Origin of the sequence: Sphingobium sp. 22B (assembly GCF_001580035.1) — a bacterium.
Lineage (GTDB): Bacteria > Pseudomonadota > Alphaproteobacteria > Sphingomonadales > Sphingomonadaceae > Sphingobium > Sphingobium fuliginis.
The window spans coordinates 1-21487 of the sequence record NZ_LTAB01000025.1 but is presented as its reverse complement, the minus strand read 5'-3'; the positions used below and the strand labels follow the sequence as shown (position 1 = coordinate 21487).

At 66.1% G+C, this 21487-nt stretch carries 11 protein-coding genes; 7 read left to right on the top strand and 4 right to left on the bottom strand.

All coding sequences use genetic code 11. The annotated features are described in order from the left end of the window. Positions 1–342: 342 nt before the first annotated feature. Genes A0J57_RS25435 through A0J57_RS19110 form a run of 6 tightly spaced genes read left to right on the top strand, consistent with a single transcriptional unit; the run spans position 343 to position 16717 of the window. Positions 343–10074, top strand: coding sequence for an S-layer family protein (locus A0J57_RS25435; RefSeq protein ID WP_061938698.1), 9732 nt, complete (start codon positions 343–345; stop codon positions 10072–10074). Between the two features lie 40 nt (positions 10075–10114). Then, entirely contained in the window at positions 10115–10822 is a 708-nt protein-coding gene (locus A0J57_RS19130) for an OmpA family protein (protein ID WP_173664359.1), read from the top strand. A gap of 12 nt (positions 10823–10834) precedes the next feature. Beyond that, positions 10835–12229 carry a TolC family protein gene (locus A0J57_RS19125; protein ID WP_061938695.1) on the top strand — a complete coding sequence of 465 codons (1395 nt, stop codon included), beginning with the start codon at positions 10835–10837 and terminating at the stop codon, positions 12227–12229. A 53-nt stretch (positions 12230–12282) separates the two neighbouring features. Further along, the gene (locus A0J57_RS19120; RefSeq protein WP_061938692.1) at positions 12283–14442 is read left to right on the top strand and encodes a type I secretion system permease/ATPase; all 2160 of its coding nucleotides are present in this window, start codon (positions 12283–12285) and stop codon (positions 14440–14442) included. Beyond that, positions 14439–15446 (top strand): cell wall hydrolase, encoded by a 1008-nt coding sequence (locus A0J57_RS19115; RefSeq protein ID WP_101756475.1) that lies wholly within the window; start codon positions 14439–14441, stop codon positions 15444–15446. Before A0J57_RS19120 ends, A0J57_RS19115 begins: the two co-directional genes overlap by 4 nt. Further along, a complete protein-coding gene (locus A0J57_RS19110) occupies positions 15443–16717 on the top strand; it encodes an HlyD family type I secretion periplasmic adaptor subunit (protein WP_061938689.1) in 1275 nt (424 codons plus the stop codon). The genes A0J57_RS19115 and A0J57_RS19110 overlap by 4 nt, the downstream gene beginning before the upstream one ends. A 45-nt stretch (positions 16718–16762) precedes the next feature. Here the strand turns inward: A0J57_RS19110 and A0J57_RS19105 are convergent, their stop codons facing one another. The 3 genes from A0J57_RS19105 to A0J57_RS19095 all read right to left on the bottom strand — a co-directional run bounded on the left by A0J57_RS19105 (position 16763) and on the right by A0J57_RS19095 (position 20436). Beyond that, positions 16763–17824: a transglutaminase-like cysteine peptidase gene (locus A0J57_RS19105; protein WP_061938686.1), complete on the bottom strand. Its 1062-nt coding sequence runs from the start codon at positions 17822–17824 to the stop codon at positions 16763–16765. A 150-nt stretch (positions 17825–17974) separates the two neighbouring features. Beyond that, positions 17975–19951, bottom strand: a complete 1977-nt coding sequence (gene parE / locus A0J57_RS19100) for a DNA topoisomerase IV subunit B (protein WP_044661969.1) — start codon at positions 19949–19951, stop codon at positions 17975–17977. 47 nt (positions 19952–19998) lie between these two features. Next, entirely contained in the window at positions 19999–20436 is a 438-nt protein-coding gene (locus A0J57_RS19095) for a MarR family winged helix-turn-helix transcriptional regulator (protein ID WP_044661970.1), read from the bottom strand. Positions 20437–20572: 136 nt separating this feature from the next. On the opposite strand from A0J57_RS19095, the gene A0J57_RS19090 reads away from it, so the two are divergent. Then, positions 20573–20998, top strand: coding sequence for an organic hydroperoxide resistance protein (locus tag A0J57_RS19090; RefSeq protein ID WP_025546570.1), 426 nt, complete (start codon positions 20573–20575; stop codon positions 20996–20998). A gap of 71 nt (positions 20999–21069) precedes the next feature. Here the strand turns inward: A0J57_RS19090 and A0J57_RS19085 are convergent. Continuing rightward, a partial coding sequence (locus tag A0J57_RS19085; protein ID WP_235600909.1) for a GcrA family cell cycle regulator occupies positions 21070–21487 on the bottom strand: 418 nt, incomplete at its 5' end.

The window sequence follows — 21487 nt, the reverse complement described above, 5'->3', positions numbered from 1 at the left end:
TGAAATTCCACCTATATCGTTCGTAATAGAGCATAAGTTATTTTTTCCGCCGTATCGCGTTTAAATGGTTAACAAAACTGGAATCTTCGTGACTCATTTTGCAGGCGGAGAATAAGATCGGCCATCGGGTCAGTAAAAATACAGATGCAGAAGGTTAATCCGGGGCGGCGGTCGACTTGGCAAAAGGGTCCTGCCGGCGGGAGAACGTTGACTAGGGGCAATAGCTGATCCGCTGATTGCCGCAATGTCGGGAAAAGATGTCAGCTCCGTATGCACTGTGCATTCTGGGCCAGGCCTCTTGCGCGCTCCTTCCATGCCCCATGGCGACAGGTGGGATGGACAATGGATTTCGAGCGCGATTGGGATAGCAAAGACGCCGCTGACCATCAGCAGGCCCTTCATCCGGAAGCGGCTGCTCTGGCCGCAAGGGGCAAGGCGGTCCATCCCGGCAAGATGCATCGGGCGGAGGTTGTCCGCACGGTCGAACCCAATCCCGACGGCACCGTCGTCCTGCCGGCTGGCACCGACATCAATGGGATCGAGGTTTCCGGACGCAATCTGATCGTCCACCTGCCGGACGGCACCGATCTGGTGATCCTGGACGGCGCGGTGGTCATGCCGCGCCTGGTCGTGGGCGATGTCGAAATTCCCTCGGTCAACCTGGCGGCCTTGCTGATCGGGGAGGAGCCGCAGCCCGCAGCCGGTCCGCCGCGCAGCTCCGGCGGCAATTTCACCGGCCCCGACGGCGATGTGGGCGATCCGCATGGCCTGGGCGACCTGCTGCCGCCGACGGAATTGCTGTTTACCCAGCCCGAGGAGCGCGAGATCCTGCCCATCGCGCCCAATGAGGAGCCGGAAGTCACCATCATCACCCCCGATCAACCCGCTGGCGCGACTGCCGCGACCGCGGGTGTGAGCGAGGCTGGGCTTCCCGCGCGCGGCAACGAGCCGGCCGGTTCGGCTGCGGCAGGGGATGGCGAGCGCACCACGGGCACCATCGCGATCACCGCCAGCGACGGCCTGGCGGGCGTCACCATCAACGGCGTCGCGATCACGGCGGTCGGGCAGACGGTCACGACTTCGCTGGGCGTGCTCACGATCACCTCCATCGCGGACGGTTCGATCGGCTACAGCTATGTGCTGACCGACAATGTGGTCGGCACGCCGCCCGCCGAAGTCTTCACCGTGGTCGTAACCGACAGCGACGGCGACCAGGCGAGCGCGACGCTGACCATCTCCATCGCGGACGACGCACCGACCGCCGTCAACGATGCCGACAGCGTGACCGAAGACGGCCCGCTGGTCGCGGACGGCAATGTCCTGACCGGCAGCGGCGGCAGCGACGCGAACGCCACCGATGGCGTTGCCGACATCCAGGGCGCGGATGGGGCGGTCGTGTCGACCACCGGCACCTTCCAGGGCACATATGGCACGCTGACGCTGAATGCGTCGGGCGCATACAGCTATACGCTGGCCAACGGCAATGCGGCGGTGCAGTTCCTGGTCCCCGGCCAGACGCTGACCGACAGCTTCAGCTACACGATCACCGATGCCGATGGCGACACCTCCACGGCGACGCTGACCATCACCATCAACGGCGCGGACGATGGCATCACCATCACCGGCCTCAATGGCGCGCCGGGGATCGAGGGCGCGGAAGTCGTCCTGCTGGAAAACGACCTGGCGGACGGCAGTTCGCCCGACGCGGCGGGCCTCACCAAGACCGGCTCCTTCGGCGTCAGCGGCGCTGACGGGCTGTCGGGCGTCACGGTCGGCGGCGTGTCGGTGCTGGCCAATGGCGCCTTCGTCGCCGGGCAGGTGGTGACGACGCCGGTCGGCACGCTGACCATCACCAGCTTCACCGCGACCGCCACGCAGGGCGGGGTGCCGACGGGCGGAACCTTCACCTACAGCTTCGTGCTGACCGACAACAGCCTGGGCCATGGCGCGGCGGGCGCGGACAGCATCCTGCAGAGCTTCGCCGTCGTCGCCACCGACCGCAACGGGTCGACCGCCAATGCGACGGTCGACGTGCAGATCGTCGACGACGTGCCGACCGCCAACAATGATGTCGATGGCGTCGCCGCCGGCACCTATGGTCCGGAAACCGGCAATGTCATCACCGGGGCGGGCACCGTCTCCGGCGCGGCGGGCGCCGACGTCAAGGGCGCGGACGGCGCCGTCGTGACGACCACCGGCACGTTCGAGGGCACTTACGGCACGCTGACGCTGAACGCCGACGGCAGCTACAGCTATGTCCGCGCGGCTGGCACGCCGGGCGGGGTGAGCGACAGCTTCAGCTACACGCTGCGCGACGGCGACGGCGACACCTCCACCGCGACGTTGCGGATCGACATCGCCAACAGTGACGTCATGATCATTTCGATCCCAAAGGTGGGCGACGGCACGATCGTCGACGAATCCGGCCTGACGAATCCGATGGGTTCCAATGCGGGCAGCGGCGTCGACACGACGGACGGCACGATCACCTATACCGCGCCGGACGGCCCGGCGAGCGTCATCATCAACAATATTCCGATCACCGGCGTCGGGCAGGAAATCGTCACCGACAAGGGCATATTGACGATCACCGGCCTCAGCGAAGGCGCCATCGACTATAGCTATACGCTGACCACCAACACGGCTGGCGACGATGTGACCGACAGCTTCGTCGTCACCGTCACCGATGTGGACGGTGACCAGGCGACCGACACGCTGACCATCACCATCATCGATGATGTGCCGACCGCCGTAAACGATGCGGACTCGGTGCGCGAGGATGGCCCGCTGGTGGCCGATGGCAACGTCATCGCCGGTTCGGGCGGCGCGGACGCCAACGCGACCGACGGCAATGCCGATGTGCAGGGCGCCGACGGCGCGCATGTCAGCGCCATCGTCTTTGGCGAGACTGCCGGCACCGTCGGCGCGCCGCTGGCCGGGCTGTACGGATCGCTCCTGATCCAGTCGGACGGCAGCTATGCCTATACGCTGAACAATGAGAATGGCGTGGTCCAGGGCCTGGACAAGAACCAGACGCTGACGGAGACCTTCACCTACACGCTGACCGACGGGGACGGCGATAACAGCAGCGCGACCATCACCATCACCATCCAGGGCAGCGACGATGGCGTGACCATCAGCGGCCTTGACGGCGAGGGCGCGGAAGAAACCGTCTTCGAAAACGACCTGCCGGGCGGCAGCTCCGAAGATGCGGCGGCGTTGACCCAGACGGGCAGCTTCACCCTGTCCGCGCTGGACGGCGTGGCGGCCATCACGGTCGGCGGCCAGCCGATCTTCGGCGCGAACGGCTTCATCAGCGGCGTCACCTTGTCCAACGCCTATGGCACGCTCAGCATCACCGGCTTCACGCCGACCGTGGGCGCGGACGGCGACGTGATCGGCGGAACCGTCAGCTACAGCTATGTCCTCACCGACAATACGCTGCTGCACACGGGCGCCAATGACGGTAGCCTGACGGACAGCTTCTCGGTCGTCGTCACCGACACCGATGGGTCGACCGACAGCGCCAGCCTGGACATCCGCGTGGTCGACGATGTGCCGACTGCGGTGGACGACGTCGCGGGCCAGCTCACCGAAGATGCGGCGGTCACGATCGACGTCTTCGCCAATGACGTGGCCGGTGCGGACGGCGTCAACCTCGCCAGCGGCGTGGCGCTGGAGACCGGTGCGGCCAAGGGCACGGTGGTCTATCAGGGCAACGGCGTGTTCCTTTACACCCCCAATGCGGGCGCGGAGGGCAGCGACAGCTTCACCTACACCATCACCGACGGCGACGGCGACAAGTCGACCGCCACGGTGACGATCAACCTGCTCCAGGATTCGACGCCGACCGTTAGCGTGACCGACATGACCGTGTCCGAAGCCGGCCTGCCCGGCGGCACGCAGGAGGTGGGGAACAGCGAGACGGCGACCGGCGCCATGACCATCGCGACCGGCGGCGACACGCTGACCAGGGTCGAGGTGCAGGACAAGAACGGCGCCTGGGTCGATGTGACCGCGGCGACGGCGGGAACGCCGGTGGTGGTCGCGGGCGCGGCGGGTGCGCTGACCGTGACCTCCGATGGGGCGGGGCATTACAGCTACAGCTACACGCTGGCGGTCAACGACCCGGCCCATCCGGACAATGTCACCAGCGACGGCGACGGCATCAGCGGCGCGGCCGACCCCAAGGCGGGCGACGCCTTCGCGGTGCGCGTGACCGACAGCGACGGCGACGTCTCGCCGGCCGACACGATCAACGTGACCGTGCTGGACGACGCGCCGGCCGCCACGGCCGACAGCGGTTCGGTGAGCGAGGGTGACTCGCTGATCGTCGCCACGGCCGACGGCGTGCTGCACAATGACCAGCCGGGCGCGGACGGCTATGCGCCGGGCGTGGTCGGCGTGGCGAAGGGCAGCGATCCGTCCAGCCCCGTCAGCGGCCAGGTCGGCACGGCGGTCGCGGGCGATTACGGCACGCTGACGCTCTTCGCGGACGGCAGCTACCGCTATGACGCGACTCCCAACGCCATCTCCGCCGACAAGCAGGATGTGTTCGTCTACACCATCCGCGACGGGGACGGCGACCTGGCGACAACGACGCTGACCATCAACGTCGCCAATGTCGCGCTGGCGGCGGACAACCAGACGAAGACGGTCTTCGAGGCGGCGCTGGACACCGGCATCACCGGCGACGACATCGCGGCGGGCAGCGTCACCGGCAGCACGCCGGGCGAGCCCACCGAAACCGCGACCGGCCAGCTCAACGTCGTGGGCGCAGTCAGTTACACGCTGACCAGCTCCGCGACCGGCAGCCATGGCCAGATCCTGCTCAACAGCGACGGCAGCTACACCTACACGCTGACCTCGCCGGTCGATGGCCCGACCGCCAATGACGGGCCGCAGACCTTTGGGGGTGCAGAGATCTTCACTTATCAGGCGCTCGACGGCTCCGGCAATATCGCCAACGGCACCATCACCATCGACGTGGTGGACGATGTTCCGACGGCGGCGGACGACACTGCCCGCACCGTGGCGGAGGATGGCGCCGACATCAGCGGCAATGTCCTGACCAACGACACGCAGGGAGCGGATGGCGCCACCCTGACCTCGGTCACGATCGGCGGCGTCACGACGGCGGTCAACGCCGAGGGCACGACCAATGTCAGCACCAGCTTCGGCGCCTATACCTTCACGGCGGCGGGGGCGTGGACCTTCAACCCGTCGACCAACCTCAACAATGCGAGCGGGGTCAGCGCGGGCTTCTCCTATGTCATCACCGATGGCGACGGGGACCAGTCGACCGCCGTGCAGCAGATCACCGTCACGGACGGCGCGGAACCCGGCGCGAGCGGCCCGATCACCCTGGGGTTGGACGACCAGAATCTGGCGGGCGGCACCAGCTCCGGCAATCCGGACTCGACCAGCGGCACCATCACCTTCACGCCCGGTTCGGACGCGATCACCTCGATCGTGTTCGGTGGCATTGGCGGCCTGACCGGCGACCTGACCTGGTTGCGGGTGTCCGACACCAAGATCACCGGTTCGGACGAGCGCGGCGTCGTCGTGACGCTGGACCTGTCGGTCACCGGCAATGTCGCGACCGTGACCGCCACGCTCAACGACAATTATGACACGCATCCGGGCGTCAATGTGGACGATCTGGTCGCGCTCGGCTCCGTGCAGGTGATCGCGCAGGATACCGATGGCGACACCGCCACCGGCACCGTCTCGGTCACCGTGTCCGACGACCTGCCCGTGGTCAGCGCCAATCCGGTCGTGCAACTGGATGACGACGCGCTGGGTGGCAATCCGAACGGCACGGGTGACGATGCCAACAGCCTTAACGCCACCGGCGCGCTGGGGCATGATTATCGCGCGGACGGCGCGGGCGGCATCACTCTGCTCGCCACCGGCGCGCCCGCCGGCTTCACCTATGAAAGCACCGGCAGCGTGCTGCTGGTGAAGCAGGGCAGCACGACCGTGTTGACCGTGACGCTGACCGATCCGGTCGCCGGCACCTATTCGGTGGCGCAGAATGCCGCGATCGTCCACCCGCTTGGCAGTGACGAGAACAATGTCAGCTTCGACATCGCCTATCGGGTCACGGACGCCGACAATGATACGGCCACCGGCACGCTGACGATCAATGTCGACGACGACACGCCGGTCGCGGCCGACGATACCGACGTCGTCAAGGAAGACGTCACGCTGACGGCCAGCGGCAATGTGCTGACCGGCGCGGGCAGCGACGGCAATCCGGCAGGCGCGGACTCGCTGGGGGCCGACGGTCCGGCGGCGGGCGGCGCGGTGACCGCGGTCACTGGCGGCACGGTCGGCGGCAACGCGACCGGCAACTATGGCACGCTCGTCCTCAACGCTTCGGGCGGCTATACCTATACGCTGAACAACGGCCTGGCGGCGGTCCAGCATCTGGACGACGGCCAGACGCTGACGGACAGCTTCACCTATACGATCACGGATGGCGACGGCGACAGCACGACTGCCGTGCTGCGCATCACCATCCAGGGCACCAATGACGCGCCGCAGGTCGGCAGCGGCATCGCGGTCGTTTCGGAAGAGGGGCTGACCGGCGCCAATGCCGACACCGCGCCCGGCCTGCCGAACGACACCACCAACGCGACGGTCGCCACCGGCACGATCACCGCGAGCGACGTCGACGGCGACAGCATCAGCATGACGCTGGGCAATCCGGGCGCGGTGCTGACCGCCGACGGCCTGCCCGTCACCTGGAGCGGCGTCGGCACGCAGACGCTGACCGGTTCGGTCGGCGCGGTGCCGGTGATCACGATCACTATCACCAATGGCGGCGCCTATACGGTGACGCTGCTGCAATCGGTCGATCACAGCGGCATCAATGTCGAGGATGTGAAGAACTTCCTGGTCCCCGTGAACGTCAGCGACGGCACCGCCACGGTCGCCACCAGCATCGCCGTCACGATCGAGGATGACAGCCCGATCGCCGTCGACGACAATGTGACGACCATCGAAAAGGCGGCTGCCTCCACCGGCAATGTCCTCACCAACGACCATGTCGGCGCGGACACGCCCGGCGCCGTCGTATCGGTCGGCGGCAACGCCATCGCCCTGGGCGGCAGCCAGACGATCGTCGGCGCCTATGGCACGTTGCAGCTATTCTCCGACGGCAGCTATACCTACACGCCCAAGGCGTCGGTGCCTTCGGGATCGTTCGACAGCTTCACCTATGTGATGCGCGACGCCGACAATGACACGGCCAGCGCGACGCTGAAGTTCACCTTCCAGGGCGACGCGAACAAGCCGACGGCGGACAACACCGCCGCCAAGCTGGACGATGACGGCCTGACCGGCGGCAACGCGGCCAGCACGACCGGCGACGTCGACGCCAATGTGGGCGACACCGGCGCGGCTGGGCCCAGCGAGGCCAGCTTCAGCGGCACCTTGCCCTTCACCTTCGGCGCCGACGGCGGCGGCAGCGTGAGCTTCGCCAATCTGAACGGCACGACCGGCACGGTTGGTACGGACACCGTATCCTATAGCTGGAACGGCACGACCAACACGCTGACCGCGACCATCACGACGGTCGGCGGTCGCGGCACGCCGCTGTTCCAGGTCGTCGTCAATCCGACGACCGGCGCCTATACGGTGACGTTGCTCGACAATGTGCTGCACGCGGCCGGCGGGAATGAGAATGACGCCTCGGTCAGCCTCAATTTCCTCGTGACGGACAGCGACTATAACGCGACGACCAACCCGACATCCTCGGCCATCGGGCAGCTCAACATCTCGTTCAACGACGACATGCCCAGCGCCACCGCGCCGCTGTCGCTCAGCCTAACAAATCAGGCGGGCGCCACCAGCAGCGCGTTCCTCGACGCTGATCTCAATGCACACAATAATTATGGCGCGGATGGCGGCGCGCATATCTTCACCGCGGCCTCCATCGCGGCTCTGGAATCGCAGGCCCTGACATCGGGATTGCAGGCGCTCAGCTATCAGATTTCCGCCGACGGCCTGACGCTGACCGCGATCAAGCCCGATGCATCGGTGGTGTTCACGATCGATCTCCAGCCCGCTGGCTTCGCTGACAAATATGTCGTGACCATGGCCCAGCCGCTCGACTCGACCACCAATATCGACTTCAACAATGGCGGCTATAATTTTGTCGGCGGCAACGGTGCCTGGGCCGGTTTCAATACGATGGCCAACGACAACAGCAAGGACCTGTTGCTGACGCCGATGACCAACGGCGCCGATGGCGGCACGATGAACACCAATGCCAATGAAGGCGGCGTCAGCGGCGGCAATAGCGTCGGCAGCGGTGAAGCGGTCCGGATCGACTTCGTCGTCGACCTCACCGGATCACCGGCCAGCGGGCAGGATTATGGTGTGCTCGCGAACCAGACCCACGCGTTCGAGGCGCATTATACCGCCAATGGCGCGTCGGCGCTGTTCACGTCGACCAGCAATTCGACCGTTCGCGTGGTGGCAAGGGACGATGTCGATAACGACAATGATGTCGGTGACGGCAATCAGGACAATATCAACGGCATCGCGATCAGCTATAATGGCGTGACGACCCAGATCACGGCGAATGGCACTTATTCGGTAGGCGGGCACAGCTTCACCGTGGCTTTCGCCAGCGGTCAAGCGACGGTGGGCGGTGTCGCGGAAGGGACGCGCATCGCCGCCTTCACGCCGACCGGCTATAATAGCCTCGAATTCCACTATGTCTCCGGCCAGACTTTCAAGATCGGTGATTTCGGTGCGGCCATTCAGTCGACCAATCCGGTCAACTTCACTGTCCCGGTCACGATCGTGGACGGTGACGGCGACACGGCTTCGGGCGGCACGCTGGCCATCTCCGCCACCGCGCCTGCGGCGCCACCGGTCGCCATCGACCTGGACGGCGACGGGCTGGAATTTGTCGGTCTGTCGGCGGGCGTCACCCACGACTATGGCCATGGCGCGGTTGCGACCGCCTGGGTTTCCTCCGACGATGGGCTGCTCGCCCATGCGACGGGCGGCGGTTACGACATCGTCTTTGCCGACGATGCGCCCGGCGCCGCGAGCGATCTGGAGGGCCTGCGCCTTGCCTATGACAGCAACGGCGACGGCGTATTCGATGCCAAGGACGCGGCCTTCGCTGATTTCGGCGTCTGGCAGGATGCGAACGGCAACGGCGTGGTCGACGCGGGCGAGTTCAAGTCGCTCACCGCTATGGGCATCGCCGCGATCAATCTGACCGCGGACGGCAAGAACTATACCGCCGCCAATGGCGACGTCACCGTGCTGGGCGAGGCGAGCTTCGTCCGCACCGACGGCACCAAGGGGACGGTCGGGGACGTCATGTTCGCGACCGGCGCCAAGGCAAGCGATACGAGCAAGACGGATAGCACGGCCAGCGGCTTCAACCAGGCGCTGGTAGCCGCCAGCCTGGTCGCGGCGGCGGGTGCGGCCGAGCATGTGGCCGAGCAGCAGCCTGCACCCGCTCCGGCGGAAACCGCTCCGCCCGTTACGGAGACCGCACCGGCTGCCACGACCACGACCGAACCGGCGCCTTCGCAGGAGAGCCAGCCGACTTCGCTCGCCACGACGGACGATCAGGCGACGCATGAGCAGCCCACTACGTCCACCGGCCATGCCAGCGAGGAGGCTGCGCCGGAGCATGCCACCCTGTCCGGCGGCGGCGAAGCGCATGCGGCGACAGCCGATACGGCCCAGGCTCCGCAGCCCGACCTCAGCGGCCATCAGGGCCTGCTGGCCCAGTCGATCGACCTGCCGCCTGCCTTCGACGGCAACGTGGCGGCGGTTCTGGCGGCGCAGCAGGCGGCGCAGCCAGGGGTTTCGGCGGCCAATGCGGCCGAAGTCGTGAAGGAAGCGCTGGGCACCCATGACGCGCCGCATATCGACGCGCTGCTGGCTGCCCTGCCGGGTGGCGAGCATCCGGCGGCGCCGGCCTTGCTGAGCCCGGCTGCCGTCGAAGTGGCGGACGCAGGGCACATGGCCGCGGCCACCGCCATCTTCGAAGCGGCGATGGCCGCGCATGAAGCGATGGCGGTCGCCCATGGCTGACAATTCGATTTTCTCGCGGGGAATTTTGGGGAGAGTGAATATGCGAAATGCAGTTGGAAGGGCGGCGGCTGTCGGGCTGGTAACCGCCATGCTGACGACGACTGCGGCCTGGGCGGCGTCTGCTTCGCCCTTGCTGCAACTGGGCAAGTCCGAACTGAGGGATGCGCTCACCAGCCGTTACGACACGGCGGTCAAGGCCGTGGGCGACGCCAGCGTGCGCGCGGCCCAGGACAGTCGCTGGACCTACGCGGTCGAGGCGAAGAACCAGTGCGGCATCGCCATCGGTTTCATTAAATCCGGCACGAAGGATGCGGAGAGCATCAACAAGTGCGACGACTTTGTGGCACGCCTCTCGGCGCCGCCACCGCCGCCGGTGTCGGCAGCTTCAGCCCCACCCGCGCTGGACTGTACGGCACCGGCGGTGTCCATCTTCTTCGACTGGAACATGGACACGCCGCTTCCCGAAGGCGTCAATACCATCAGCACGCTGACGCAGACGGCGGCGCAGTGCGGCTGGAAGCGCTTCGGCGTCACCGGCTACACCGACACGTCGGGCACGACCCGCTATAATGACGGCCTGTCGCTGCGCCGCGCGCAGAATGTCGCCAGCCTGCTGAGCCAGGGAGGCATCGCGACGGACGCCATGACCGTCAATGGCCTGGGCGAGACCCAGCTCAAGATCGAAACCGCCGATGGTGTGCGCGAACCGATGAACCGTCGGGTCGAAATCACCGCCAGCGCGAATTAAGGGGAGGAAGGCATGACTATCATGCGCAAGACATGCGGCAGCCTGATCGCCCTTTGTGCGGCGGCCATGGTTTCGACGGGCTGGGCCCAGACCACCGATCTCAAGAGCGCGATCGCCGCGGCGATCGACAGCCATCCGGAAATCAACCAGGCGATCCAGAACAAGGAAGCCATCGAATTCGAGCGCGAACAGGCGCAGGGGCTTTATCTGCCCCGCGTCAGCGTTGAGGGATCGGCGGGCGTCCGCCGTCTGGAAAACGCCACCCGGCGCGCCCTCAACCTCGATAACCAGACGCTCTGGCCGCTGGAAGCCAGCGTGCGGGCCGAGGAAACCGTCTGGGACTCCGGCTATCGCAGCGCGGAAAAGCGCCGGCAGACCGCCCGCACCGACGGCGCGGCCCTGCGCGTTGGGGAGCGTTCGCAGTTCGTGGCGCTGAACGTCACCCGCCAATATCTCGACTATATGCTCCAGCAGCGGGTCGTGGCGGCGGCTGAGGACAATATCGCCTTCCACCGCAAGCTGCTGGGCGATTTGGGCGAAGGCGTGACCAAGGGGTCGATCAGCATCGCCGATCAGCAGCAGGCGGAGGAAAGGCTGCAAGCCGCCCTCGTCCGCAAGAGCGAGGCGGAGCAGGACATGACCAATGCGGCTATCCAGTTCCGCACGCTGACCGGCCTTTCCATCGATCAGGTCACCATGCCCGATCCGGTGACGAGCGCCGTGCCGCCGACGCTGGACGAAGCAATCGCCGCCGCGCGCACCCACAATCCGCTGGTCCGCGAGGCGGAAGCCGACATCCAGGCGGCGCATGCCGTGGTGGATGAGGCCAAGTCGGAACTGGGGCCGACGGTCTCCGTCGAAGGAACCGGCCGCGTCGGTCAGGATGTCGACGGCTTCAAGGGCAATACCAATGACATTCAGGGCCGCGTCGTCCTGCGCTGGCAGCTCTTCAATGGCGGCATCAACCGGGCCAAGGTCCAGGAGATGACCCGCCGGGCGAGCGAGGCGCGCTTCCGCCTCAGCCAGCGACAGCGCGAGGCGGAGGAGGATGTCCGCACCGCCTGGAACCGCTGGGATACGGAAAAGAAGCGCGTCACCGACCTGTCGCGGCAGGGCACGGTGTCCGATGGACTGCTGGTGTCCTATCGCGAGCAGTTCAATGTCGGGCGGCGTTCGCTGCTGGACGTTCTGGACAGCCAGAACACCCGCTTCAATACGCAGGTGCGGACGGAAACGGCCCGCTTCTCGGAGATTTTCGCGCAATATCAGATTCTGGCGGCCACCAACACGCTGCTGGATACGCTGGGCCTTGCCGCGCCTTCGGACGCCAAGGCCGATGCGCGGAAGACCTATAATGTCCCCGATCTGCCGCCCGCTGAGTTGCAGCGGCGGCGCTATCCGGGCTGAGTTTCATTATTGGGGGTCATCCCGGCGCAAGCCGGGATGGCGCGGGGTAAACAATGTTGGAACGAAGCACACTCAGTCTGGCCGAATGGCTGGACCATCAAGGCACGCCTAGCGACGAGCTGGTCGAGAGCATCGCCCATGCGGCGCGGCATTTCGACCGCTCGCCGGGGGTCGTCAGCCTCCGCGCGGGTCTTGCCGTCGATGAATCCGGGCGCTTGCCCTTTCATCAGGCGGAATCCGCGCTCGATCAGATCGGTCTTTTGAGCGATCATGTCCGGGGCCGGCTGGACAAATGGCGGCCGGGCAACCTGCCCGCCATTCTGCCGCTGCGTGGCGGGCGTTTCCTGCTGCTGCTGGACATCAAGGCCGGTGACGCGCTGGTCCAGCTTCCGCATGCGGACGAAGCAGTCTGGGCGCCGCTCAGCGATCTGGAAGGCTATTTCACCGGCGAGGCGCTGGTGGTCATGGCCGACCATGGCCGCGAACGCGCCGAGGAACGCCCCTGGGACGAACGCGCGCGCCAGCACTGGTTCTGGCGCGAAGTCTGGCGCGCCCGTAGCGGTTTCGGCTATGTGATGCTGGCCGCGGCGATCATCAACCTGCTTGCCTTCGCGCTGCCGCTGTTCACGATGAACGTCTACGACCGGATCATCCCGAACAAGGCGGCTTCCAGCCTCTGGGTGCTGGGCGTCGGCGTCATGCTGGCCTTCAGCCTCGATTTCGCGCTGCGCATTGCCCGCGCGAGACTGGTGGACGAGGCGGGGCGGGAGATCGATGAGCGCCTTTCGCAACGCCTGTTCGAAAAGGTGCTGAACACGCCGCTGGCAAGCCGTTCGGGCAGCACCGGGGCGCTGGCGCGGCGCGTGTCCGAATTTGAATCCGTGCGCGAATTCTTCACCTCGACCACCGTGGTCCTGGTGGTGGACATCGCCTTCCTCTTCTTCTTCGTCGGCATCATCGCGCTTCTGGGGGGCTGGCTGGCCATCGTACCGGTCGTCATGATGGGGATCATGGCGAGCGCAGGCTGGGTCCTGCAACGGTCGATGGCCCGCCTGTCACGCGATGCCCAGGCGGACTCCAGCCTGCAAAGCGCGGCGCTGGTCGAAGCCATCGGCGGCATAGAGACGCTGAAGGCCTGCCGCGCCGAAGGACGGATGCTGGAGCGCTGGCGCCGCTACGCCCGGATGAGCGCGGCCACGCAGGAAAAGCTGCGGCGGCTTTCCTCCAAGAGCGTCACGCTGGCCGCCCTCTGCCAGCAGGTGACGAGCATCGCGCTGGTCATCGGCGGCTTCTACATGTTCGCGGCGGGCAACATCTCGATGGGCGCGATCATCGCCATCGTCATGCTGGCCGGGCGCTCGCTCGCTCCGGTGGGGCAGCTTGCCTTCGTCATCGTGCGCGGGCGTCAGGCCATGACGACACTGGACAGCCTGCAAACGCTGATCGATCAGCCCGACGAACGGCTGGACGGGGCCCGCGGCATCATTCCGAAGATCCGCAAGGGCGCCATCGTCGCGCAGGGTCTGGAGTTCGCCTATCCCGGCGCCAGCCAACCGAGCCTGCGCGGCATCGACCTGCGCATCGAACCGGGCGAGCGCATCGGCCTGATCGGCCGCGTGGCGTCGGGAAAGTCGACGCTGGGCCGGGTGATCTGTGGCCTTTATCCGCCCATCGGCGGCCTGCTGACCATCGATGAGGTGGACAGCCGCCAATATCATCCGCATGAGCTGCGCTCCGCCTTCCGCTATGTCGGGCAGGATGCCGAACTGTTCAGCGGTTCGGTGCGGGAAAATCTGCTGCTGGGGGCGCGGGAAGCCAGCGACGAAAAGCTGCTGGAGGCGCTGGAACGTTCGGGCGCGGCGCGTTTCTTCGGACGCGATGCGGCGGGGTTCGACCTGCATATCGGGGAGCGTGGAAGCCGCCTTTCCGGCGGACAGCGCAGCTTTCTGGTCATGGCGCGCGCCTTGGTGGAACCGGCCAAGCTCCTTTTCCTCGACGAGCCGACCGGCGCAATGGACAACCAGACCGAGAATCTGTTCATCGACCATCTGGAAAGGGCGCTGGAGCCGGACCAGACGCTGATCGTGTCGACCCACCGCCATGCGCTGCTGCGGATCGTAGACCGGCTGATCGTCATCGATCAGGGCGTGGTGCTGGCCGACGGCCCGCGTGACGAGATCATCGGCCAGCTCCAGCGGGGGGCAGGGCAATGAGCGCGGTACAGCCTGCCCATTCAACACGGAGCGCTTTTATCCTTGGTGCGGGACTTGCTACGACGGCAGCCTTCGCCGTGGCGGTGCTGTGGCACCACGACCAGCCCCAGCCCACGATGCAAGCCAAGATCGTGGAAGCCGCTCCCGCCATCCCCCGCCAATATCTGGCATTGGTTCAGATGACCGGGCAAACCGACCCGACTGTGGAAGGCGATAAGGCCCGCGAGGAAAACCAGCGTCTCGGCTTCTCCGGCACGATCAGCGCCGCCAAGCCCTTCCGTGCCCTCGCCACGGCGGGCGAGGACCATGACCGCGCCCTCCAATGCCTGACCCAGGCCGTCTATTATGAAGCCGCCCGGGAGCCCGAAAGCGGCCAGCGCGCCGTCGCGCAGGTGGTGCTGAACCGCGTCCGCCACCCCGCCTTCGCCAAGACGGTGTGCGGCGTCGTCTACCAGCGCTTCGACGCCTCGGTCTGCCAGTTCAGCTTCGTCTGCGACGGTTCGCTGGCGCGCCGTCCGCTGCCCGACCTCTGGAACCGGGCGAAGCGGATCGCCGCCGATGCGCTGACCGGCCGGGTCGAGAAGGAAGTGGGCACCGCGACCCATTATCACGCCGATTATGTCTTCCCCCGCTGGGCGCCGCATCTGGCGAAGCTGGCGCAGATCGGCGCGCATATCTTCTATCGCTGGCCGGGCGGCTGGGGCCTGCCCGCCGCGTTCACCGGCCGTTATGCGGGCGGCGAGCATATTCCCGCCTTCGACCCGTCGCGCTTCGCCATAGCGGCCGAACCGGCCATCGATTATCCGCCCGTCGCGGCCCTGCCCGAACGGCGGGCGGCCAACGATGTCGGCGGCCGGATGGACCCGACCAAGGGCTGGAAACTTTCCATCCCCGATCCTTCGACAGGCGGCGGCGCGCTGAGCGAGATGCTCGTCCGCCAGCAAAAAGCCGCGCCGGTCACTCTGGCGGCGGACGACCATCATATCCAAGGGGTGCAACCATGATTTCGCGCTGGGTACGCTGGCTGCGGGGGCAACCGGGCAACAAGCAGGTCATTCTCTACAGCGGCGGCGGCATGCTGGTCTTCCTGATGTGGGCCAGCCTGGCGCCGGTGGACGAGGTGACGCATGGACAGGGCAGGGTGATCCCGTCCAGCAAGGCGCAGGTCATCCAGTCCGCCGAACCGACCACCATCGAGGAAATACTGGTCCGCTCCGGTCAGAAGGTCAGCAAGGGCCAGCTTCTGGTGCGGCTGGACGATGCGATGCTGGCGTCCGAACTTGGGCAGTTGCAGGCGGAGACCCGCTCCTTGACCGCGCGCGCCGGGCGTCTGGAGCGGGAAGGCACGGGCGAAGGCGCGGCCTGCACGACCGGCGGGCCGGAATGCCAGCAGGAACAGGCGCTCGCCGCCGTCCGCCAGTCGGCGCTTCGCAGCAAGCAGGACGCGCTTGCGGCCCAGGTCGACCAGCGCCGCCGCGAACTGGGCGAGGCGCAGGCGACCATCGACAGCCTGGGCGGCAGCGTCCAGCTTGCGCGCCAGCGGGTGGCGATGCTGGAACCGCTCGCGGCGAAATCGATCATTCCCCAGACCGAATTGCTCGACGCCCGCCGCGAACTGGTGGACGCGCAGGGGCGGCTGAACGCCGCGCAGCAGCAGGCTTCGCGTGCGTCCGCCGCGATCCGCGAGGCGCAGGCGCAGCTTTCGGAAGCCAATTACCAGTTCCGTCAGGACGCGCTCAATGAGCGTAGCCAGTTGGAGGCGAAGATCGCCGTCAACAGCGAGTCCCTTCGGGGCGCAAAGGGACGGGCGCAGCGGGCGGAGATCCGCTCGCCCGTCGATGGCGTGGTCAATGACGTGCAGGTGACGACCATCGGCGGCTATGTCAGTCCCGGTCAGAAGATCATGCAGATCGTCCCGGTGGGCGAAAAGCTGCTGGTCGAGGCGCGGGTGAAGCCGAACGACATCGCCTTCATCAAGACCGGCGACCGGGCCGTGGTGAAGGTGACGGCCTATGACTTCTCGATCTATGGCGGGCTGACGGGCACGGTGCAGCAGGTCTCCGCCGACAGCGTCTATGACGAAGCGACACGAGAAGCCTATTTCACCGTGGTCGTGGAGACGGACCGCGCCTGGCTCGGTTCAGGCGCGCACAAGCTGCCGATCACGCCGGGCATGGTGTGCGATGTGGAAATCCTGACCGGCCGCAAGTCGGTGCTGGCCTATCTGTTGAAGCCGATCATGAAGGCGCGGTCGGAAGCGCTGCGGGAGCGGTAAGCCTGTCCTCAACAATGCGAAGGACGATGCACCAAGGGGGCGCGATCACCGCGCCGCAAACTGCACCGGCTGCGGCGGCGTCACCCGATAGCCATGAGTCCAGCGCCCAAAGGCATTGAAGCTCATGATCGGCCGATAGTCGCTGACGCTGGACGAAGGCAGCACCCGGTCGGTCATGTTGTCCAGGATCATCAACTCGTCCCTGATCCGCACCGCCAGCACGGCATGGTCCGCCTGCCGCACCAGGTCGCGGGCGATGACCAGGAACATGGCGCGGCGGTCGAAACCCGCCGCCTCCAGCAGCTTCATCTTGGCGATGGCATAATCCTCGCAATCGCCAGCGCCGCTCTGTAGCGTCCGCGCCGCCGAAGCCCAGTTGTCGCCGCCCTGCCGGTCATCGACGAAATGCAGCCGGCGATTGACCCAGCCATTGATCATCTCGACCTGCTGCTGCGCCGTCGATCCGCGAGCCGCGTTCAGGACACCGCTCCAGACCCCTTTGCCGGGCAGCGCCGCCGAAACGGAAGCCCATTTGCTGTCGAGCAGCGTCCGGGAAATCGGCATGGCGACCGATCCGAAAACATCGGGTTGCCCATTGCGCGGCATGATCTGGCCCGAAAGCGCCGGAACCGGGCGGGCCGGCATGACGAACGCGCTGGCCCGTGGCATTACGGCAGCCGTCGGTTCTGGCAAAAATCCCTGCATGAAGCCGGGCACCAGCACCGGCTGGCGATAGCTCAGTACGGAAAGCTGGACCCCTTGCAACCGCCAACCGGGCAATTTGCCGCTGAAGTCGTTGATGCGCCGATCATTGATGATCATCGCTTCCGGGACAGGCGGTTGCCCCACCCAGGGCGCTGGACTGGCCGTGCCGCCTTGCTGCGCACTGATCGCTGCCAGACGGCTCATGCCGCCCGCGAGAAGATTGGCGGCGACGCGTTCGGCGGGCGTATAGGCCGGCCGGCTCTGCGTGAAGATGTCGGGAATAGCCCCCAGCGGCGCCTGCGCCAGAGCATGGCCGCTCGCCGCCAGCAGCAGGGTGGCGCTGGCGCGAAGCGCGAAGCGACGCAGAGCCGATGAGGGAATGGGCGGGACGAAGCCTGACATGCTTGCCCGTATCCCGCCGAAAATTGAACATCCGGTGCCCCGCGCTGGTTAACGCGGCGGTAGGCAAAAAATTGCCGGCAGATTTTTGCCCGGCAGTTTTCAGGCAATCGCAAAAATCCGCTTTGCCGCAATCGAGAAGAAAATCGCTTCTCAGGCATCGATTGTCTCCTCATCGACCGTTGCCGCATTCTCCTGGATGAAGGCAAAGCGATGAGCCGGATTGGTGCCCATCAGCCGGTCGACCAGTTCACGGACCTGCTGCCGGTCCTCTATGTCGTCGGGCAGGGTGACGCGGATCAGGCTGCGGGTCTTGGGGTCCATCGTCGTTTCGCGAAGCTGCGCCGGGTTCATCTCGCCCAGGCCCTTGAAGCGGCTGACGTCGACCTTCTTTCCCTTGAACTCCTTGGCCAGGATTTGCTCCCGATGGGCGTCGTCCTTGGCATAGAGGCTCTTGCCCCCTGCTGTCAGGCGGTAAAGCGGCGGCTGCGCCAGATAGAGATGGCCCCGCCGCACCAGTTCCGGCATCTCCTGAAAGAAGAATGTCATCAGCAGCGTCGCGATATGCGCCCCGTCCACGTCCGCGTCGGTCATGATGACGATGCGCTCGTAACGCAGATTGTCGGGATTGCAGTCCTTGCGCGTGCCGCAGCCCAGCGCCAGGATCATGTCGGCAATCTCCTGATTGGCGAGGATCTTGGCGGTATTGGCGGAGGCGACGTTCAATATCTTGCCGCGCAGGGGCAGGATCGCCTGCGTCTTGCGGTCACGCGCCTGCTTGGCCGAACCGCCTGCCGAGTCCCCTTCGACCAGGAAAATCTCCGCTCCCTCCGGATCATCGTTCGAACAGTCGGTCAGCTTGCCCGGCAGCCGCAACTTGCGCGCGCTGGTGGCGGTTTTGCGCTTGACCTCCTTCTCCTGCTTGCGTTTCAGGCGCTCGTCCATCCGGTCGAGCACATAGGCGAGCAGCGCCTTGCCGCGCTCCATATGGTCGGAAAGATAATGGTCGAAATGGTCGCGCACCGCATTTTCGACCAGCCGCGCCGCCTCCGGGCTGGTGAGCCTGTCCTTGGTCTGGCTCTGGAACTGCGGATCGCGGATGAAGACCGACAGCATGATCTCCGAAGAAGTCACGATGTCGTCGGCGGTGATGTCCTTCGCCTTCTTCTGCCCCACCAGTTCGCCGAAGGCGCGGATGCCCTTCACCAACGCGGCGCGCAGGCCGGTCTCATGCGTGCCGCCATCGGGCGTCGGAATGGTGTTGCAATACCAGGAGTAGCTACCATCGGACCAGAGCGGCCAAGCAACCGCCCATTCCACGCGCCCGGCCGAGTCCGGAAAATCCTGACTCCCCGAAAAGAAGGCGCTGGTCGCGCATTCACGGTCGCCCACCTGTTCCTTCAGATGATCGGCCAGTCCGCCGGGGAACTGGAACACCGCCTCGGCCGGCGTATCGTCGGTGATGAGTTCCGGCGCGCATTTCCAGCGGATTTCCACGCCCGCGAAAAGATAGGCCTTGGACCGTGCAAGGCGATAAAGACGGGATGGCTTGAACTTCTGCTCCCCGAAAATCTCCGTGTCGGGAATGAAGCTGACCGATGTGCCGCGCCGATTGGGCGCCGCGCCGACCTTCTCCAGCCCACTGGTGGGCAGGCCCTGGGCAAAGCTCTGGCGGAACAGTTCCTTGTTGCGCGCCACTTCGATCACCGTGACGACCGACAGCGCATTGACCACGCTGATGCCAACGCCGTGCAGACCGCCCGACGTCGCATAGGCCTTGTCGGTGAACTTGCCGCCCGAATGCAGCGTGGTCAGGATCACCTCCAGCGCCGACTTGCCCGGAAATTTGGGGTGCGGATCGACCGGGATGCCCCGGCCATTGTCGGTGATGGTCAGCCTGTTGCCTGGCTCCAGCAGCACCTCGATCCGGGTGGCGTGGCCCGCCACCGCCTCATCCATGCTGTTGTCCAGCACTTCGCTGGCAAGATGGTGCAGCGCGCGCTCGTCCGTGCCGCCGATATACATGCCGGGGCGGCGGCGCACCGGCTCCAGCCCTTCCAGCACTTCGATGGCGGAGGCGTCATATTGCGGGGTGGCGGAGGGATTGGCGGCGAACAGGTCTTCGGACATGGGCACAAGCTATAAGCCGGCGGATGGCAGGCGCAAGCGCGCGTTGTTCAGGGCAGCGGATCGCGCAACGCGGCCCACAACTGCTTTACCCGCTCATTGAGGTCGGCCAGTTGCATCCCGTCCATGCCGGACCGTTCGAGCAGGGTTTCGCCCAGGCAGCCGCATTCCTCCCGCATCGCCGCGCCGCGCTCCGTCAGGCGCACGTCGACGCGCCGTTCGTCGGCCGTGCTGCGGGCGCGGGTGAGGAAGCCTGCCGCTTCCAGCCGCTTGACCAGCGGCGTCACCGTGCTGGATTCGAGCGACAGACGCTCCGCGATCTGGCCGATGGTGCGGCCGTCCTGTTCCCATAGGGCATGCAGCACCAGATATTGCGGGTAGGTGATGCCCAGTCGGTCGAGCATTGGCTTGTAGGCGCGGCCGATCGCCATGCTGGCGGCATAGAGCGAGAAGCAGAGTTGATCGTCGAGCGGCAGGGCGGCGGGCATGGGCGGTCTCCTTTGCAGGTTCCATAGCACGAAAATATATATCGTGATAAATAAAATGCTGGACAAAGGGCCGCGCCATATCTATCTAAACATTATCGCGATAATGATTATCGTGAAATATGAAGGGAAAAAGGCCATGTCCGTCGATGTGAAATATCGTACCCGCGCCACCGCCACTGGAGGCCGCGATGGGGAAGCCCGTTCGGAAGACGGCCGCTTCGCCGTAAAGCTGTCGACCCCGAAGGAACTGGGCGGTCCCGGCGGCGATGGCAGCAATCCCGAGCAGCTTTTCGCCGCGGGCTATTCGGCCTGCTTCATCGGCGCTCTCAAGGTTGCAGGCGGTCAGTTGAAGATCCGTGTGCCGCAGGATGTAGCCGTCACTGCGACCGTCGGCATAGGTCCGCGCGCGGCGGGCGGGTTCGGCATCACCGCCGATCTGGAGATCAGCCTGCCTGGCGTGGAGCGGGCCGACGCGGAAAGGCTGGTCGCCGCGGCGCACCAGATTTGCCCCTATTCCAACGCCACGCGCAACAATGTCGATGTCGGGCTGACCATCGCCTGACGCGCCACAGCCAATAAAAAGGGCCGCTTCCAAATGGAGCGGCCCTTTTCCATCCCGGTCTGCTCTGGCGATCAGCGAACTCGCGGACCACCGAAGGGCAGGGGCGGCGGCGGACGGCGAGTGCCGCGCGGCAACTGCGCCTGATAGGCGCGTCCGCAATGTTCGACGCAATAGGGGAAGCCGGGGTTCACCGCTTCGCCGCAGAAATGGAAGTCCGGCTCGCCCGGATGGCCCATCGGCCATTTGCAGATGCGTTCCGTCAGGTCGAGCAGCGTGGTCTTGCCGGCGATTTCCGGGCTGGGCTTTGCGGGGACCAGGCGGCGCGGCGGGGCTGGGGGGATCGGCGCCTGCTGGTCGCCCGGACCCTGACGCAGGAAGCCGCCGGGGCCCACGGAGATGATGCGCGGCTGCGGCGCGGCAGGCGCTTCGGCCGCCGGCGCGGCGGCAGCGGGCGCCGGGGTGGGCGCGGCCGGCGCCGCAGCCGCGCAT

Coding starts and splice junctions, on each gene's coding strand:
- A0J57_RS25435 (WP_061938698.1), top strand. CDS start 343: ATGGATTTCGAGCGCGATTGGGATAGCAAAGACGCCGCTGACCATCAG.
- A0J57_RS19130 (WP_173664359.1), top strand. CDS start 10,115: ATGCGAAATGCAGTTGGAAGGGCGGCGGCTGTCGGGCTGGTAACCGCC.
- A0J57_RS19125 (WP_061938695.1), top strand. CDS start 10,835: ATGACTATCATGCGCAAGACATGCGGCAGCCTGATCGCCCTTTGTGCG.
- A0J57_RS19120 (WP_061938692.1), top strand. CDS start 12,283: ATGTTGGAACGAAGCACACTCAGTCTGGCCGAATGGCTGGACCATCAA.
- A0J57_RS19115 (WP_101756475.1), top strand. CDS start 14,439: ATGAGCGCGGTACAGCCTGCCCATTCAACACGGAGCGCTTTTATCCTT.
- A0J57_RS19110 (WP_061938689.1), top strand. CDS start 15,443: ATGATTTCGCGCTGGGTACGCTGGCTGCGGGGGCAACCGGGCAACAAG.
- A0J57_RS19105 (WP_061938686.1), bottom strand. CDS start 17,824: ATGTCAGGCTTCGTCCCGCCCATTCCCTCATCGGCTCTGCGTCGCTTC.
- parE (WP_044661969.1), bottom strand. CDS start 19,951: ATGTCCGAAGACCTGTTCGCCGCCAATCCCTCCGCCACCCCGCAATAT.
- A0J57_RS19095 (WP_044661970.1), bottom strand. CDS start 20,436: ATGCCCGCCGCCCTGCCGCTCGACGATCAACTCTGCTTCTCGCTCTAT.
- A0J57_RS19090 (WP_025546570.1), top strand. CDS start 20,573: ATGTCCGTCGATGTGAAATATCGTACCCGCGCCACCGCCACTGGAGGC.